14 protein-coding genes are annotated in these 16253 nt (G+C 71.4%); 8 read left to right on the top strand and 6 right to left on the bottom strand.

What is annotated here, in order from left to right; translation table 11 throughout:
• Nucleotides 1-100 precede the first annotated feature (100 nt).
• Entirely contained in the window at nucleotides 101-1735 is a 1635-nt protein-coding gene (locus PJ985_RS05775; RefSeq protein WP_271682440.1) for an ABC transporter substrate-binding protein, read from the top strand.
• A 72-nt stretch (nucleotides 1736-1807) separates the two neighbouring features.
• Here PJ985_RS05775 and PJ985_RS05770 read toward each other — a convergent pair whose 3' ends face one another.
• On the bottom strand, nucleotides 1808-3175 hold the full coding sequence (locus PJ985_RS05770) for an FAD-binding oxidoreductase (protein WP_271682439.1): 1368 nt from the start codon (nucleotides 3173-3175) through the stop codon (nucleotides 1808-1810).
• 71 nt (nucleotides 3176-3246) lie between these two features.
• Between PJ985_RS05770 and PJ985_RS05765 the strand changes: the two genes are divergently transcribed.
• On the top strand, nucleotides 3247-4005 hold the full coding sequence (locus PJ985_RS05765; protein ID WP_271682438.1) for an SAM-dependent methyltransferase: 759 nt from the start codon (nucleotides 3247-3249) through the stop codon (nucleotides 4003-4005).
• Between the two features lie 62 nt (nucleotides 4006-4067).
• Here PJ985_RS05765 and PJ985_RS05760 read toward each other — a convergent pair whose 3' ends face one another.
• From PJ985_RS05760 to PJ985_RS05740, 5 genes are all read right to left on the bottom strand, one after another.
• Nucleotides 4068-4832: a succinate dehydrogenase iron-sulfur subunit gene (locus tag PJ985_RS05760; protein WP_271682437.1), complete on the bottom strand. Its 765-nt coding sequence runs from the start codon at nucleotides 4830-4832 to the stop codon at nucleotides 4068-4070.
• The gene (gene sdhA / locus PJ985_RS05755; protein WP_271682436.1) at nucleotides 4832-6586 is read right to left on the bottom strand and encodes a succinate dehydrogenase flavoprotein subunit; all 1755 of its coding nucleotides are present in this window, start codon (nucleotides 6584-6586) and stop codon (nucleotides 4832-4834) included. The genes PJ985_RS05760 and sdhA overlap by 1 nt, the downstream gene beginning before the upstream one ends.
• A gap of 20 nt (nucleotides 6587-6606) precedes the next feature.
• Nucleotides 6607-7080, bottom strand: coding sequence for a succinate dehydrogenase hydrophobic membrane anchor subunit (locus PJ985_RS05750; protein WP_271682435.1), 474 nt, complete (start codon nucleotides 7078-7080; stop codon nucleotides 6607-6609).
• Nucleotides 7081-7086: 6 nt separating this feature from the next.
• On the bottom strand, nucleotides 7087-7467 hold the full coding sequence (gene sdhC / locus PJ985_RS05745) for a succinate dehydrogenase, cytochrome b556 subunit (RefSeq protein ID WP_271682434.1): 381 nt from the start codon (nucleotides 7465-7467) through the stop codon (nucleotides 7087-7089).
• A gap of 281 nt (nucleotides 7468-7748) precedes the next feature.
• Nucleotides 7749-8339 carry a 2-oxo-4-hydroxy-4-carboxy-5-ureidoimidazoline decarboxylase gene (locus PJ985_RS05740; protein WP_271682433.1) on the bottom strand — a complete coding sequence of 197 codons (591 nt, stop codon included), beginning with the start codon at nucleotides 8337-8339 and terminating at the stop codon, nucleotides 7749-7751.
• A 306-nt stretch (nucleotides 8340-8645) separates the two neighbouring features.
• Between PJ985_RS05740 and PJ985_RS05735 the strand changes: the two genes are divergently transcribed.
• From PJ985_RS05735 to PJ985_RS05710, 6 genes are all read left to right on the top strand, one after another.
• The gene (locus PJ985_RS05735) at nucleotides 8646-9296 is read left to right on the top strand and encodes an RNA polymerase sigma factor (protein ID WP_271682432.1); all 651 of its coding nucleotides are present in this window, start codon (nucleotides 8646-8648) and stop codon (nucleotides 9294-9296) included.
• A 269-nt stretch (nucleotides 9297-9565) separates the two neighbouring features.
• Complete coding sequence (locus PJ985_RS05730) at nucleotides 9566-11149, top strand: acyl-CoA mutase large subunit family protein (RefSeq protein ID WP_271682431.1); 1584 nt, start codon at nucleotides 9566-9568, stop codon at nucleotides 11147-11149.
• Nucleotides 11150-11402: 253 nt separating this feature from the next.
• A complete protein-coding gene (locus PJ985_RS05725; RefSeq protein WP_271682430.1) occupies nucleotides 11403-12797 on the top strand; it encodes a DUF6716 putative glycosyltransferase in 1395 nt (464 codons plus the stop codon).
• Nucleotides 12798-12862: 65 nt separating this feature from the next.
• Entirely contained in the window at nucleotides 12863-14077 is a 1215-nt protein-coding gene (locus PJ985_RS05720; protein ID WP_271682429.1) for an acylneuraminate cytidylyltransferase, read from the top strand.
• Nucleotides 14074-15018, top strand: coding sequence for an N-acetylneuraminate synthase family protein (locus PJ985_RS05715; protein WP_271682428.1), 945 nt, complete (start codon nucleotides 14074-14076; stop codon nucleotides 15016-15018). Before PJ985_RS05720 ends, PJ985_RS05715 begins: the two co-directional genes overlap by 4 nt.
• Nucleotides 15019-15032: 14 nt before the next feature.
• Nucleotides 15033-16121 carry a hypothetical protein gene (locus PJ985_RS05710; protein ID WP_271682427.1) on the top strand — a complete coding sequence of 363 codons (1089 nt, stop codon included), beginning with the start codon at nucleotides 15033-15035 and terminating at the stop codon, nucleotides 16119-16121.
• Nucleotides 16122-16253: the final 132 nt, after the last annotated feature.

The raw sequence follows: 16253 nt of genomic DNA, 5'->3' as shown, positions 1-16253 counted from the left end.
GTTGTGGCCGGTCCGTTGTCTCCCTGCTGCTGCGCTGCTTATCCGGCTGTGATTGGCTGAGCCCCGCGGTTGGGTCTGTATGACGAAAGGCGCGGCGGGAGTGCGAGGGATCGGGGCCAAAGGGGCCATAGGCATCGGGTTGGCCATAGTGCTGGCCATCGGTGTGATCGGAAGCTGGATGGTGCTCCGGTCCGGCGGAGACGAGAAACAAGCGATCGTGGTGGGCGTCACCGACACCCCGGACGCTCTGGACCCGGCGTACAGCTACGTCGCGGGCTCCTGGGATCTTTACAGCAACGTCTACCAGGGCCTGCTGACGCTGTCGAACGCCTCCGACCAGCCGGTGCTGGACGCCGCCGAGGTCTGTGAGTTCACCGACAACGCCCAGCAGGTCTACCGCTGCACGCTGCGGGAAGGGCTGACGTTCAGTTCCGGCCGGCCGGTCACACCGGAGGACGTGCAGTTCTCCCTGGAACGCACCCAGGCGATGGCGCAGCGCGCCGCGGACGAGGCCGAGGACGACTCCATCCCGGAGGACGAGAAGTTCACCTACAGCGGCCCGGTCAGCCTGCTGGCCTCCCTGGAGGCGGTGCGGGTCGAGGGCAAGGACATCATCTTCGAGCTCAGCGAACCGGACGTCACGTTCCCGTTCGTCCTCGCCGGTGGTGCCGGGTCCATTGTGGACCGGGAGGTGTACGAACTGCTCGAGCCGCGCGAGGACGGCGAGGTGGTCGGTTCGGGGCCGTACCTGCTGACCGACTTCGCGTTCCCCGACGAGGACACCCCGGGCTACGCCGAGCTGGAGCCGAACCCCGAGTATCAGGGTGCGGTGCAGGTGTCCGACTACCCGATCACTCTCCGGTACTACCCGGGTCCCGAGGCTCTGCAGGAAGCCTGGGAGAGCGGGGAGATCGAGGTGAACGGCGGTCAGATGGCCCCGGCCGAGCTGTCCGCGATCAACCCCCACGACCCGGCCCTGCGGTACTCCGAGACGACCGGCTCCACCATCCGCATGCTGGTGAACAGCGGTCCCAGCCCTTCCCCGGCCTCCGACGAGACCGTGCGCCAGTCCATTGCGGCGCTCCTGGACCGCTCGGCGCTGGCCCGGCAGGTGCACCGGCACACCGTGGAGCCCGCCTACTCACTCATCCCGGTCGGGTTCACCGGCCATGGCACGCCCTACTACGACCGCTACGCCGGCGTGGACCCCGATGAGGTGCGGAGCGAGCTCACCGAGGCGGGACATGCGGTACCGGTGGAACTGCGCGTCGGTTACGGCGTCGGCGGCGGCAACGCCGAAGAGGCGGCCTTCGTGAAGGAGATGCTCGAGGCGGACGGCCTGTTCGAGATCGAGCTCCAGGAGTTCCCGGGCGTCGGCGGGGCACTGGCCGCCAGCGCCGAGGGCACGCTCGACTCCTTCTTCGTGGGCTGGCGGCCGGACTTCTCGGACGCGGACACCTACACGGCACCACTGCTCACCGAGGATTCGGTGCTGGCACACGGCTTCAGCGACCCCCGGATCGACCGCCTCATCTCGGAGACCCGGAGCCAGGTGCAGCGGGGCAGCACGATGGACGACTTCCGGGAGATCCACGAGATCGCCGCGGACGCCGCCGTGGTCATCCCGCTCTGGCAGAACCGCAACATCATGGTCAGCGACCGGGAGATCACCGGCCTGCCGTACCTGCGTGACGCCGGCGGCATCTTCCGTCTCTGGGAGCTCGCCCGCCTCTGATCCGCACCGGCAGGAGCACGACGGAGCCGCCCACCGCACCGCGGCGGGCGGCTCCGTCGTGCGGCGAGCCGTTCAGAGCACCTTGCCGGGGTTCAGCAGATTCAGCGGGTCGAAGGTGCGCTTGATGCCGCGCTGCAACTCCAGGCCGAGCGGACCCAGCTCCCGGGCCAGCCACTCCTTCTTCAGCACCCCGACCCCGTGCTCACCGCTGATCGTTCCGCCGAGTTCCAGCCCGAGCGCCATGATCGCGTCGAAGGAGAGCTTCGCCCGGCGGGCCTCGTCCGGGTCGGAGGCGTCGAAGCACACCGTCGGATGGGTGTTGCCGTCCCCGGCGTGCGCGCAGACCCCGATCGTCAGCCCGTGCTGCCCGGCGATGGCGGCGACGCCGTCCAGCAGCTCGGCCAGCCTGCTGCGGGGCACGCACACGTCGTCGATCATGGTGGTGCCCTTCACCGCCTCCAGCGCGACGAGAGCCGACCGGCGCGCGGCCAGCAGCAGCTCCGACTCGGCGGCGTCCTCCGCGGGCACCACCTCGGTGGCGCCCGCCGCGGCGCACAGCTCCCCGACCGCTGCCAGGTCGGCCGCCGGATCCGCGGTGTCGAAGGCGGCCAGCAGCAGTGCCTCGGTGCTCTCCGGCAGGCCCATCCGCGTCAGCTCGTTGACCGCGGCGATCGTTGTCCGGTCCATCAGCTCCAGCAGCGCGGGGGTGTGCCCGGCCGCCATGATGCGGCACACCGCGTCCCCGGCCGCCGCCGCGGAGCCGAATTCGGCCGCCAGCACCAGCTGCGGGGGAGGGGTGGGGCGCAGCGCCAGCACCGCCTTCACCACGATGCCCAGGGTGCCCTCGGAGCCGACGAACAGCCGGGTCAGGTCGTAACCCGCCACCCCCTTGGCGGTGCGGCGGCCGGTGCGCAGCAGCTGCCCGTCGGCGAGCACGACCTCCAGCTCCAGCACGTACTCGGCGGTCACGCCGTACTTGACGCAGCACAGCCCGCCCGAGGCCGTGCCGATGTTCCCGCCGATCGTGCACTCCTCCCAGCTGGAGGGGTCGGGCGGGTAACTCAGCCCGTGGGCCAGCACCGCCTTGCTCAGATCCGCGTTGACCACCCCGGGCTCCACCACGGCAATGCGGTTCACCGGATCGATCTCCAGGATGCGGTCCATCCGGAGGAGGGACAGCACGATGCAGCCGTCGACGGCGTTCGCCCCGCCGGACAACCCGGTCCGCGCGCCCTGCGGAACCACCGGCACGCGCAGCTCCGTGGCCGTCCGCAGCACGTGCTGGACCTGCTCCACGGTGCTCGGCAGCACCACCGCGGCAGGCACGCCGGCCGGGCAGAAGCTCGCCATGTCGTGGGCGTAGGAGGTGGTGATGTCCGGGTCGGTCAGGACGGCGTCGGCCGGCAGCCCTGCCTGCAGCCGGGCAACAAGAGTGCTCATGGGAAGAGCTTGTCACCTCTTCCGGCGATTTCCCATGGCGACGTCCTTCCCCGGTATGTGACGCTGCCGGAATGGACAGCTACTCCCGCCAGCTCATCACCCACGCCGACCACCCGATCGCCGCCCCGCTGAGCGAGGACTCCGTCCGGAATCTCCTCGACCGCGTGGTGACCGGCCAGGCGGAGAGCATCCTGGACCTCGGCTGCGGGGAGGCGGCCTGGCTGCTGCGGGCCATGGCCGCAGAGCCGGAGCTGCGCGCGGTGGGCGTCGACCTGTCCGAGGAGAATCTCACCCGGGCGGAGGAGGAGGCCGATCGGCACGGCGCCCGCGAGCGCCTGGAGCTGCTCCGCATGGACGCCCGCGAGTACCGCTCCGAGCAGCCGTTCGACGTGGTGCTCTCGATCGGCGCCACCCACGCCTTCGGCGGACTGCTGCCCACGCTCGCCGCCGCCCGCTCCCACCTGGCACCCGGTGGCACGCTCCTGCTCGGCGACTGCTTCTGGGAGCGGGAGCCGGATCCCGCGGTGCTGGACGTCCTGGGCGTCGGAGGGGACGAGTGGACGGGGCTCGCGGACACCGTGGACCGGATCATCGCCGACGGCTGGGTCCCGGTGCACGGCCACACCAGCACGCTGGAGGAGTGGGACGAGTACGAGTGGTCCTGGACCGGGTCGCTGTCCCGCTGGGCGCTGGAGCACCCCGAGCACCCGGACAGCGCCGAAGCTGCTGAACTCGCCGCCGAGCACCGCTCCCAGTGGTTGCGGAGCACCCGGGGGACGGTCGGATTCGTCACCGTCGCCCTGCGACCGGCGCCGCCGGCGGTCCGCTGAGAAACGGCACAGGGCCCCGCTCCCGGACGACGGGAAGCGGGGCCCTGTACAGGCTCAGCGGATCAGAACCGGCGCCGGATCAGCGCCTGCTTGACCTCCTGGATCGCCTTGGTGACCTCGATGCCGCGCGGGCAGGCGTCCGTGCAGTTGAACGTGGTGCGGCAGCGCCACACCCCGTCCCGGTCGTTGAGGATCTCGAGCCGCTGCTCGCCGCCCTCGTCCCGTGAGTCGAAGATGAACCGGTGCGCGTTGACGATGGCCGCCGGGCCGAAGTACTGGCCGTCGTTCCAGAACACCGGGCAGGAGGAGGTGCACGCGGCGCACAGGATGCACTTGGTCGTGTCGTCGAACCGCTCCCGGTCCTCGGCGCTCTGCCGCCGCTCGCGGGTCGGCTCGTTGCCGGAGGTGATGAGGAACGGCATCACGTCGCGGTACGCCTGGAAGAAGGGCTCCATGTCGACCACGAGGTCCTTGAGCACCGTCAGGCCCTTGATGGGCTCGACCAGGATCGGCTTCTCCGGGCTCAGGTCCTTGATGAGCGTCTTGCACGCCAGCCGGTTGCGGCCGTTGATGCGCATCGCGTCGGACCCGCAGATTCCGTGGGCACAGGAGCGCCGGAAGGTCAGCGTCCCGTCCTCCTCCCACTTGATCTGGTGGAGGGCGTCGAGCACCCGCTCCTTGGGGTCGATGGAGATCTCGAAGTCCTGCCAGGTGACCTCGTCGGAGATCTCCGGGTTGAACCGGCGGATCCGGAAGGTGGTCCGGATCCGGTGGTCGGTCTGCGTTCCGGTGCCGGCGCTGTCCGCCGGCGCGGTTGCGGTAGCCATCAGTACTTACGCTCCATCGGCTGGTAGCGGGTCTGCACGACCGGCTTGTAGTCCAGCCGGATCGACTGGTTGCCGTCGGCGTCCACCTCGCGGTACGCCATGGTGTGGCGCATGAAGTTGACGTCGTCGCGCTCGGGGTGGTCCTCGCGGTAGTGACCGCCGCGGGACTCCTTGCGGGCCAGCGCCGACACCGCCAGCACCTCGGCGAGGTCCAGCAGGTTGCCCAGCTCCAGGGCCTCCAGCAGGTCGGTGTTGAACCGCTTTCCCTTGTCCTGGACCGAGACGTTGAGGTAGCGCCGGCGGAGGTCGCCGATCTCCTCGACGGCTTCCTTCAGGGTCTGCTCGGTGCGGAACACCATGGCGTTGCGGTCCATGGTCTCCTGCAGCGCCCGGCGGATGTCGGTGACCCGCTCGGTGCCGGTGGAGCTCCGCATCCGCTCGACCTCCGTCACCACGAAGCTCTCCGGCTCCTCCGGGAGGTCCACGAAGTCGGCGGTCGCCGCGTACTCCGCGGCGGCAATGCCCGCCCGGCGGCCGAACACGTTGATGTCCAGCAGCGAGTTGGTGCCGAGCCGGTTCGCCCCGTGCACGGACACGCACGCCACCTCACCCGCCGCGTACAGGCCGGGGATGACGTCCGTGTTGTTGGCGAGAACCTCGCCCCGGACGTTGGTCGGGATGCCGCCCATCGCGTAGTGCGCGGTGGGCTGGATCGGGATCGGGTCCGTGTAGGGCTCGATGCCCAGGTAGGTACGGGCGAACTCGGTGATGTCCGGCAGCTTGGCGTCCAGCTGCTCCGGCGGCAGGTGGGTGAGGTCCAGGTAGACGTGGTCGGCGTCGGGTCCGCAGCCGCGGCCCTCCCGGATCTCGGTGTAGATCGAGCGGGAGACCATGTCGCGCGGCGCGAGGTCCTTGATGGTCGGCGCGTAACGCTCCATGAAGCGCTCGCCGTCCTTGTTGCGGAGGATGCCGCCCTCGCCGCGCGCGCCCTCGGTGAGGAGGATGCCCATCTTCCAGATACCGGTCGGATGGAACTGGAAGAACTCCATGTCCTCCAGCGGGATGCCCCGCCGGAACGCGGCGGCCTGGCCGTCACCGGTGAGGGTGTGCGCGTTGGAGGACACCTTGTAGAACTTGCCGTTACCGCCGGAGGCGAAGACCACGGCCTTGGCCTGGAAGACGTGCAGTTCCCCGGAGGCCAGCTCCAGGGCGACGACGCCCGCGGCCTTCCGGACCCCGTCGACCTCGTTCAGCAGCACGTCCAGGACGTAGAACTCGTTGTAGAACTCCACACCCTCCTTGACGCAGTTCTGGTAGAGGGTCTGGAGGATCATGTGACCTGTGCGGTCGGCGGCGTAACAGGACCGGCGCACCGGTGCCTCGCCGTGGTTGCGGGTGTGGCCGCCGAAGCGGCGCTGGTCGATGGTCCCGTCCGGGGTCCGGTTGAAGGGCAGGCCCATCTTCTCCAGGTCCAGAACGGAGTCGATGGCCTCCTTCGCCAGGATCTCGGCCGCGTCCTGGTCGACCAGGAAGTCGCCGCCCTTGACCGTGTCGAAGGTGTGCCACTCCCAGTTGTCGTCCTCGACATTCGCGAGGGCGGCGGCCATGCCGCCCTGGGCGGCGCCGGTGTGGGAGCGGGTCGGATACAGCTTCGTCAGAACGGCGGTGCGGCTGCGCTTGGTGGCCTCGATGGCCGCGCGCATCCCGGCGCCGCCGGCACCGACGATGACGGTGTCGTACTTATGGATCTGCATGTCTCGTCAGCCCCGGAGCGTCAGCGGATGTTCGGGTCGAAGGTGAAGATCACCAGCGTGCCCAGCAGGATGGTGAACACCGTCGCGGTGTACAGGAGCATCTTCAGCCAGAAGCGGGTACGGTCCCGCTCGGCGTAGTCGTTGATGATCGTCCGCAGACCGTTGCCACCGTGCAGCATGGCGAGCCACAGCATGATGAGGTCCCATGCCTGCCAGAACGGCGAGGCCCAGCGGCCGGCCACGAAGGCGAAGCTGATCTTCTGGACGCCGCCGTCGAGGACGAGCTGGATCAGCAGGTGGCCGAGGACCAGCACCACGAGCAGGATCCCGGACAGCCGCATGAACAGCCAGCCGTACATCTCGAAGTTGGTGCGGCCGGCCTTGGGGGTCCGGCTGGTGCGGGCCCGCGGCGGCTCGATCAACGGAGCCGGGTTGTCCACGTCGAAGACGGGTGCGGTGTCGGTCGCTCCGGTGGTCCTGGTGGTGTCAGACATCGGTCATCAGCTCCCGAACAGCTCGTGGAAGGCGTGCCCCAGGACTGGGTACGCGGCTCCGGCCATCAGCAGACCCCACAGAGCCATCACCGTCCACAGCATCTGCTTCTGGTAGCGGGCCCCCTTGCTCCAGAAGTCGACCGCGATGACACGCAGTCCGTTCAGAGCATGGAAGAGGACGGCGGCGACCAGGCCGTACTCCATGAAGGCGACGATCGGCGTCTTGTACACCGCGATGGTGTCGTCGTACGCCTCGGGCGAGACACGCACAAGTGCGGTGTCGAGTACATGGACGAACAGGAAGAAAAAAACGAGGACACCGGTGACGCGATGAGCCACCCATGACCACATGCCTTCCCGGCCGCGGTACAGCGTTCCTGCCGGCACGGAAAAACCCTCCGGGAGCGGATTGGGGCCCCCGGACAGCTCCTGCGCTCAGCCTGGCCGACGGGCCCGGCCGGGTACGGTCCACCGGCCGGGGTCATCGTATCGGCGGATGGCTGGTTCCTGCCGCCGGGGGGCTCAGGTGTGAGCAAAGAGGCACGGACGGGCTAGACGGCGCCGGGAACACCCCGTTCTGTCCGGTGATGCCCGTGCGGCCCGCCGCCCTCCGGGCCATCCGGTCCGGTGCCGGGGAGGCACCGGAAAGCAGCGGGTCCCTCACTCGGTCAGCCCCCGGGGGCCGGCACCGCCCGGGGGGAAGGCGGGTCGTACGGAGCGAAACGGGGACGGAGGCCGGGCACCCGGCCGGGAACCGAGCCGGCCAGCCGGGCGAGCCTGCCCCGGGCCAGCAGCCGGAGCTCCTCCGCCGCGCAGCCACGCTCGGTGTGCCGGTCGTGGCCCAGCCGCCGGTGGATCGCCGTCAGCGTGCAGTCCAGCCGCTCCTGCGCGGGCAGTCCGTCCAGACACAGCACGAAGGGATGGCCGAAGCGGTTCTCGTAGTCCGCATGGCCCGCGCGCAGCGCGGTGTGCGCGGCCTGCGCCCCCGGGCGCGGCGGTGATCTGTCCGGCAGCGGGGGGCGGGGGCCCCGGGCCTCGGCGGTCAGGGCCTCGTCGAGGTCGGATTCCGACATGTCGTGGCAGGCCGCGTCACCCGCCGTGAGCAGGTCCGCGACGTCCCGGTACGGCCGCTGCGCGGTCATCCGGGAGGCCCAGCGGCGGCTGCCGCAACAGGTCAGGAAAACGGCCTCGGCCACCGGGGCCGCCATGTCGTTGAGGTGGTCCAGTGGTGCCGGGGTACCGCGCTGGAGGGGGCGCATGGTCTCCTCGGAAGGGCTGGAAAGTCCGGAAGGGCTGGAAGGGCTGGAGGTCAGGAGCGGCGTCGCTCCGGCCGGAACCCCGGGTATGCGAGCAGCCGGGGCCACCACCCCCCACAGGAGAGACCCCGGCTGTCGCAGGAACGGACTCCGCGGAGATCCGGTCCTCGACCACTACTGCGTACGGGACTGGATTTCTGTTACCGGCCGCCCGTGGCGCGGGGGTGGCGTGGACTCGGCCGCTCGTGTCGCGTAGCGTGCAGGCACCAGAGACTCACAGTTACCAGCTCTGTGTTAAGGGGTGCGGCCATGGCCGCGAAAAGGGGCGGGTTAGGGCTGCAGGGAGCGGACAGCGAGCTCACTGCAGCCGTAAGAGCGGCACAGAAGGGGGAGGAAGCGGCGTTCGTCCTGCTGTTCCGGAGATTGCATCCCGGGCTGCTGCGCTACGTGCGGTCGATCGTCGCCGATCCGGACGCCGAGGACGTGGCGGCGGAAACCTGGCTCCACATAGCGCGGGACCTGGACGGATTCCACGGGGACGCCGACCGGTTCCGGGGCTGGACCACCAGGATCGCCCGCAACCGGGCGCTCGACCACGTGCGGGCGCGCAGCCGCCGCCCGGTGGAGCTGACCGGGGACAGCACCCTCCTGGAGCTGGTGGCCGACACGCGGGACACCGCCGAGGAGGCCATCGCCGCGGTCGGCACGGCCAGGGCCGTCGCACTGGTCTCCATGCTCCCGGCCGAACAGGCCGACGCCGTGATGCTGCGCACGCTGCTCGGCCTCGACGCCCGGCGCGCGGCACTGGTGCTCGGCTGCCGTCCGGGCGCGGTCCGCACCGCGACGCACCGCGGGCTGCGCCGGCTCGCGCGGATGCTGGAGGACCAGCCGGAGCCGGGCGGCCTCGCGGGCTGCCTCAGCGCATCCGCGCTGCGGACCCCGGAGCCGAGCGTGACCTGACGGTAACGGAATCGCCGCGGGGGACGCTGTACGAAGCAGGCCGACTGGTCATCGGCCGCCGGGCGCCCGAGGTCCCCCCGTACCGGCGGGGCGCCCACCGGCACGGGCGGGGCCCGTCCCCCTGGCCCTGTCCGTGCCACTCACCGCCGGGGCCGCGATGCCGCCCACCGGGTGCTGTGAGCCATCTCCCAGCCCTGGCCTCTCCCACGTGACGGAAAGTGGTCGCTACAGTCCGTGGCTAAGGCGGCATCCACGTGGGAGGCACAAGCATGGCGCGCGAGTCCGAATCCGGTAAGCCGATCGAGCCGGTGTACGGCCCCGGTGCTCTCCAGGGGTGGGATCCGGCCGAAAAGCTGGGGGAGCCGGGCGCCTACCCCTACACCCGCGGCGTGTACCCGTCGATGTACACCGGCCGGCCCTGGACGATGCGGCAGTACGCGGGCTTCGGCACCGCCGCGGAGTCCAACGCCCGTTACAAGCAGCTGATCGCCAACGGCACGATGGGCCTGTCCGTCGCGTTCGACCTGCCGACGCAGATGGGTCACGACTCGGATGCCGAGATCGCCCACGGCGAGGTCGGAAAGGTCGGGGTCGCCATCGACTCCGTCGACGACATGCAGGTGTTGTTCGACGGCATCCCGCTGGATCAGGTGTCCACCTCGATGACCATCAACGCCCCGGCCGCGCTGCTGCTGCTGCTCTACCAGATCGTGGGTGAGGAGCAGGGTGTCTCCCCGCAGAAGCTGACCGGCACCATCCAGAACGACGTGCTCAAGGAGTACATCGCCCGGGGCACGTACATCTTTCCGCCCAAGCCCTCGCTCCGGCTGATCGCGGACATCTTCCAGTACTGCCGGGCCGAGATCCCGAAGTGGAACACCATCTCGATCTCCGGCTACCACATGGCCGAGGCCGGCGCGACGCCCGCGCAGGAGATCGCGTTCACTCTGGCCGACGGGATCGAGTACGTCCGGACCGCGGTGGCCGCCGGCATGGAGGTCGACGACTTCGCCCCGCGGCTGTCGTTCTTCTTCGTCGCCCGCACCACGATTCTGGAGGAGGTCGCCAAGTTCCGTGCGGCCCGCCGGATCTGGGCCCGGGTGATGAAGGAGGAATTCGGCGCGAAGAACCCCAAGTCGCTGATGCTGCGCTTCCACACCCAGACCGCCGGCGTCCAGCTCACCGCCCAGCAGCCCGAGGTGAACCTGGTGCGGGTGGCCGTACAGGGACTGGGCGCGGTGCTCGGCGGCACCCAGTCGCTGCACACCAACTCCTACGACGAGGCCATCGCGCTGCCCACCGACAAGTCCGCGCGGCTGGCGCTGCGGACCCAGCAGGTGCTGGCCTACGAGACGGACATCACCGCCACCGTCGACCCGTTCGCCGGCTCGTACGTGGTGGAGTCCCTCACCGACGACGTGGAGGCGCAGGCGCTCGACCTGATGCGGCAGATCGAGGACCGCGGTGGCGCCGTCGAAGCGATCGAGCAGGGCTTCCAGAAGACCGAGATCGAGCGCAGCGCCTACCGGGTCACCCAGGAGACCGAGTCCGGCGACCGGGTCGTGGTGGGTGTCAACCGCTATCAGCTCGAGGAGGAGGAGCCGTACGAGCCGATGCGGGTGGACCCGGCCATCGAGGCCCAGCAGGCCGAGCGGCTGGCGAAGCTGCGCGCGGGCCGGGACCAGGCAGCCGTGGACGCGGCCCTGGCCGAGCTGCGCACCGCCGCTCAGGGCGACAGCGAGAACGTCCTGTACCCGATGCGCAAGGCGCTGAAGGCCCGCGCCACCGTCGGTGAGGTCTGCAACCTCCTGCGCGAGGTGTGGGGCGCCTACGTCCCCTCGGAGAACTTCTGACCGGAGCTGAGCTCCGCTGCCTCCGCCGCCGCGGGCCGCGGGGGCAGCCGCAGGGCTCGTGCCTCCCGTCCGCCGGGGCGGCCCGGAAACGCTCCGCCGCCTGTCGGCCTCGGGCCCAGGCGGTGAAGCGAGCCTGAACGACAGGTGAACTCCGCTTCTCAGCAGGCTGGTTGGCCGTTCGGTGCGGTCCTGTTCACGGTTTGTTGGTATCGCGTTGGTCCGGTCCTTCACCGGGCTGCCCAGTATCGGCTCCGTGCCCGAAACCCCGACAGGTCCGCTGCGCGTGGCCGTGATCGCCGACTCCGACACCCGGTGGAAATGGGGCGCGCTCACCGCGCGCCGGATCGCCCCCGGCTCGGTCGTCCACGGCTTCCTGCTGCGGGGCCGCGCCACCCCCACCGCCCGCCAGCTCGCGGAGACCGGGGCCGCTCCCGACGTCCTCCGCGAGACCACGCTGGCCGGGTTCACGGCCGGCCTGGCGGACCGGCCGTCCGGGCCGGAGGCACCGGGGGAGCCGGGCTCGGACGGCACCGGCCGGCCGGCCTTCGACGTGGTCGTGCTGGCCTGCGTGGGCGGCACCATCCAGGCACTGCTCCACCGCCTCGGCCGCACCTGGCCGGCCACCGGCCGGCGCCCCGTCATCGTGACCGGCTACGTCGGCGTGGTCTACGAAAAGCTCACCGACGGACTGCTCCTGAGGCACGGCGCCGACCTCGTCCTGGCCAACAGCCGCCACGACGCGGAACGCTTCCGGACGGTCTACGCCGGAGCCGGCACGGACAGCGCCGCAGTCGCTGAATGCGCGCTGCCGTTCCTGGACAGCGCATCCGTTGCCCACGACCCCGGCGCGGTGGCCCGCGGTGAGCGCCCGTTCCGCGTCGTCTTCGCGGTCCAGCCCTCCGTTCCCGGCAGCCGGGCGGAGCGCGAGTACCTGCTGGACCGCGTCCTGGCGCACGCCCGGCGGCACCCGGACCGCGAGGTCGTGCTCAAGCTGCGCAGCCGGCCCGGCGAGCACACCACGCACGTCGAGGAGCTGCCCTATCAGCGCCTCGTCGCCAGGACCAAGGGTGACCGGCCCGCCAACTTCCGTCTCTCCTACGGCAACATGGGGGAGATCCTGGACGGTACCGATCTGCTGGTGACGGTCAGCTCCACCGCTGCCCTGGAAGCGCTGCACCGCTCCGTCCCCACCGCGGTCCTGACCGACCTCGGCATCCGTGAGCCCCTGGGGAACCACTACTTCCTCGGCTCCGGCTGCTTCGCCTCCTGGGACCAGCTGGACGCCGGCCACCTGCCCGTCCCGGACCCCCGGTGGCTCACCGACCACGGGGTCAGCACCGCCGGGGACCGGGCGTTCGCCGCCGCAGGTGAACGGCTCGCCGCCCTGCTGGACCGGGCCGCCACCACCGGGTTGCCGCCCCTCGCCCCCTTCTACTCTCCCCGCACCGCCCCCGGCTATCTCCCCGGCGTCCTGGCCCGCCACGGCCTGGACAGCAAGGGCGAGCCGCTGACCGCGGGCACCGGCCGGGGAGCGGCTCCGCGGCTCCGCGCAGCCGTCCGCCGTCTCGTCCGCCGCGCGGCCCGCGGTGCCTACCGCACCGCCGTCCAGCGGGTGGCCCCGCCGATCCGCCGCTGGGGGCAGCTGTGACCCGCGCCGCCGGGTCCTCCGCCGGGACCGCCGCCGAGGACCGCTCCGAGAACGAGGAACCACCGATGAGCACCGTACTGGCCGTGATCCCCGCCCGCGGCGGCTCCAAGGGGGTGCCCGGCAAGAACCTCGCGCCGGTCGGCGACCTCCCCCTGGTCGTCCGGGCCGTCCGGGAATGCCTGGCCGCCCGGCTGGTCACCGACGTGGTCGTCTCCACCGACGACCCCGGCATCGCAGTCGCCGCCCGGGCCGCCGGAGCCGCCGTCGTCGCACGGCCCGGCACGCTCTCGGGCGACACCGCCACCAGCGAGAGCGCGGTGCTGCACGCCCTCGACGCATACGACAACGGGCATCGCGACCGGACCGGCCGCGCCGATGTCGTGCTGCTCGTGCAGTGCACCAGCCCCTTCCTCACCCGCGAGGAGATCGACGGCGTGGCAGCCGCGGTCCTCGGAGGCGCCGACACCGCCCTCACCGCCGCGCCGTTCCACGGCTTCCTCTGGCGGGAGACCCCGGACACCGGAGCTGAGGGCGTCAACCACGAGCGGGCGCACCGGCCGCGGCGCCAGGACCGCCCCGAGGACCTGCTGGAGACCGGTGCCGCCTACGCCATGCGGGCCGACGGCTTCCGGACCGCCCGGCACCGCTTCTTCGGCCGCACCGAACTGGTGCGCACCGACCCCGCCCGGGTCCTGGAGGTCGACGATCCGCACGATCTCGCACGGGCCCGCGCGCTCGCCCCGCTGCTCGACCCCGCGCCGCCCGGCGCCACCGCGCCGCCGCCCCCCGGGCGCCGGCCGGCCCGCGGCGACATCGACGCGGTCGTACTCGACTTCGACGGCACCCAGACCGATGACCGGGTGCTCGTCGACTCCACCGGACGGGAACTCGTCGCCGTGCACCGCGGCGACGGGCTCGGGATCGCCGCGCTGCGCCGCGCCGGCCTGCCCCTGCTGATCCTGTCCACGGAGGAGAACCCGGTGGTCGCCGCCCGGGCGCGCAAGCTGCGCATCCCGGTTCTGCACGGCATCGACCGGAAGGACCTCGCACTCAAGCAGTGGTGCGAGGAGCACAGCATCGCGCCGGAACGCGTCCTGTACGCGGGCAACGACGTCAACGACCTCCCGTGCTTCGACCTCGTCGGCTGGCCCGTCGCGGTCGCGAACGCGCACGACGTCGTACAGGCCGCCGCGTGTGCCGTCACCTCCGTACCCGGAGGAGCCGGCGCGATCCGCGAGATCGCCTCGTGGATTCTCGGAAAGGAACTGACCTCACCATGACCGCATCTGCCGACACGGCCTCCACCCGCCTCCGCCGGCTCGGCGACCGCACCGCCGGCCCCGGCCGTCCGGTCTACATCACCGGCGAGATCGGCATCAACCACAACGGGGACCTCGAGAACGCCTTCGCGCTCATCGACGCCGCCGTCGAAGCCGGCTGCGACGCGGTGAAGTTCCAGAAGCGCACACCCGAAATCTGCACCCCGCGCGACCAGTGGGACATCGAGCGCGACACCCCCTGGGGGCGGATGACCTACATCGACTACCGCCACCGCGTGGAGTTCGACGAGGAGGGCTACCGCGCCATCGACGCCTACTGCGCGAAGCGCGGCATCGACTGGTTCGCCTCCCCGTGGGACACCGAGGCTGTCGCCTTCCTGGAGAAGTTCGACGTGCCCGCCCACAAAGTGGCCTCCGCCTCCCTCACCGACGACGAGCTGCTGCGTGCCCTGCGGGCCACCGGCCGCACTGTCATCCTGTCCACCGGCATGTCCACCCCGCAGCAGATCCGGCACGCCGTGGAGGTCCTGGGCAGTGAGAACATCCTGCTCTGCCACGCCACCAGCACCTACCCCGCCAAGGCGGAGGAGCTCAACCTGCGCATGATCCACACCTTGCAGGCGGAGTACCCCAACGTGCCCATCGGCTACTCCGGCCACGAGACCGGCCTGCAGACCACCCTGGCCGCGGTCGCCCTCGGCGCGGTCTTCGTCGAGCGGCACATCACTCTCGACCGTGCACTGTGGGGATCCGACCAGGCCGCCTCGGTCGAACCGCAGGGCCTGTCCCGGCTGGTCCGTGACATCCGCACCATCGAGGAGTCCCTCGGGGACGGCGTGAAGAGGGTCTACGACAGCGAGCTGGCCCCGATGAAGAAGCTGCGCCGGGTCCCGGGGGTCGTTGCGGAGCAGGTCGCCGGCCGCGCACCCGTGACGGTCTGACGGGGGTACGGGCGGTGACCAGCGGCGCCCGGCGGCGGCAGGTTCGCGGCACGGCCGGCACGCTCGCGCTCGTGGAGAGCCCGGTCCAGCTGCTGAACGTCCTGGAATGGGCCCACACGCAGCCGGCCGTGCCCGAGCCCGGGGACACCGGAGCCGTCACCGTCGTGGTGCTGCCGCCCCGGGACCCCGCCTCCCGCGGGCAGCTCCAGCGCATGACGCGGCTCGCCCGCGCGGAGGGACACGAGGTGCTCTGGCGCGAGGCCCGCGGTGCGGTGGCCGCGGCCCGTACCACCGCCCGGCTCGCCCGCCGGCTGCGCCGGGCCCACCGCCTGGTCATCGGGGACCCGTTCTCCCGCTGCCTCCAACTGCTGCTGGCCACCGCCGGGCCGCGGCGGGTGGTGGTGGTCGACGACGGCACGGCCACCATGGAGTTCCTCGGCCGCGTCGGACGCGGAGCTCCCCTGGTGCGCTGGCACCGGGCCGCTCCGCGCGGTCCACGGGCTGCCCTGTTCGCCCCGGTGGCGCGGCGGGCGGTGCGCCGGCTCAGCCCGTCCGCGGGCCGGAGCGTGGAGGTGTTCACCGCGATGCCCGTGGAAGGCCCGGCCGGGATGCGCGTCACCGCGAACGCCTTCGGCTGGACACGGGCCCGCTTCGGCCCGCCCCGGCTGTCGGCCGGCGCCGACCTGGTGGGCACCTCACTGGTGGAGACCGGGGTGATCCGAGAGGACCGGTACCTGGCGGCCGTCACCGAACTGGCCCGGCGTGACGGTGCCACCCGCTACTTCGCCCACCGCAGGGAGGGGGCGGCCAAGCTGCGCAGGATCGCGGAGGAGGCGGGCCTGGAGGTCGTCCGGCCGGAGCTGCCGCTGGAGCTGGTGGCCCGCCGCGGCCCGGTCGCGGCCCGCCTGCTGAGCTTTCCGTCGACGGTGGTGCACACACTGCCGCTGGTCCTGGGCGACACCCCGGCGGTGATCGCGGTGTGTGACATCCCCGAGGACTGGTTCACGGACCGGGCCTCCCCCCGGGCCGGCGGCTTCCTCGCCGCCGTCAGCAGCACGGCCCGCGGCGCGCACGTGCTGAGGTCGCCGCCGGACCCGCAGTGACGTGCGGTACACGCGGAGGTGAGCAAGATCTCATTCCGTGGACCGTTCGAGTGAGCCGAGAGTAATACCCCCTAATCTTGAGAGGTATGCGAGTCGCCCAAGATTTTTTGTCACCCGGGCGGGTGAACTTGA

The organism is Streptomyces sp. ACA25, from assembly GCF_028200735.1.
In the GTDB taxonomy this organism is placed as follows: domain Bacteria; phylum Actinomycetota; class Actinomycetes; order Streptomycetales; family Streptomycetaceae; genus Streptomyces.
This window is presented reverse-complemented; position numbering and strand designations above follow the sequence as displayed.

Coding starts and splice junctions, on each gene's coding strand:
- PJ985_RS05760 (WP_271682437.1), bottom strand. CDS start 4,832: ATGGCTACCGCAACCGCGCCGGCGGACAGCGCCGGCACCGGAACGCAG.
- PJ985_RS05770 (WP_271682439.1), bottom strand. CDS start 3,175: ATGAGCACTCTTGTTGCCCGGCTGCAGGCAGGGCTGCCGGCCGACGCC.
- PJ985_RS05730 (WP_271682431.1), top strand. CDS start 9,566: ATGGCGCGCGAGTCCGAATCCGGTAAGCCGATCGAGCCGGTGTACGGC.
- PJ985_RS05735 (WP_271682432.1), top strand. CDS start 8,646: ATGGCCGCGAAAAGGGGCGGGTTAGGGCTGCAGGGAGCGGACAGCGAG.
- PJ985_RS05750 (WP_271682435.1), bottom strand. CDS start 7,080: ATGTCTGACACCACCAGGACCACCGGAGCGACCGACACCGCACCCGTC.
- sdhA (WP_271682436.1), bottom strand. CDS start 6,586: ATGCAGATCCATAAGTACGACACCGTCATCGTCGGTGCCGGCGGCGCC.
- PJ985_RS05720 (WP_271682429.1), top strand. CDS start 12,863: ATGAGCACCGTACTGGCCGTGATCCCCGCCCGCGGCGGCTCCAAGGGG.
- PJ985_RS05740 (WP_271682433.1), bottom strand. CDS start 8,339: ATGCGCCCCCTCCAGCGCGGTACCCCGGCACCACTGGACCACCTCAAC.
- PJ985_RS05765 (WP_271682438.1), top strand. CDS start 3,247: ATGGACAGCTACTCCCGCCAGCTCATCACCCACGCCGACCACCCGATC.
- PJ985_RS05715 (WP_271682428.1), top strand. CDS start 14,074: ATGACCGCATCTGCCGACACGGCCTCCACCCGCCTCCGCCGGCTCGGC.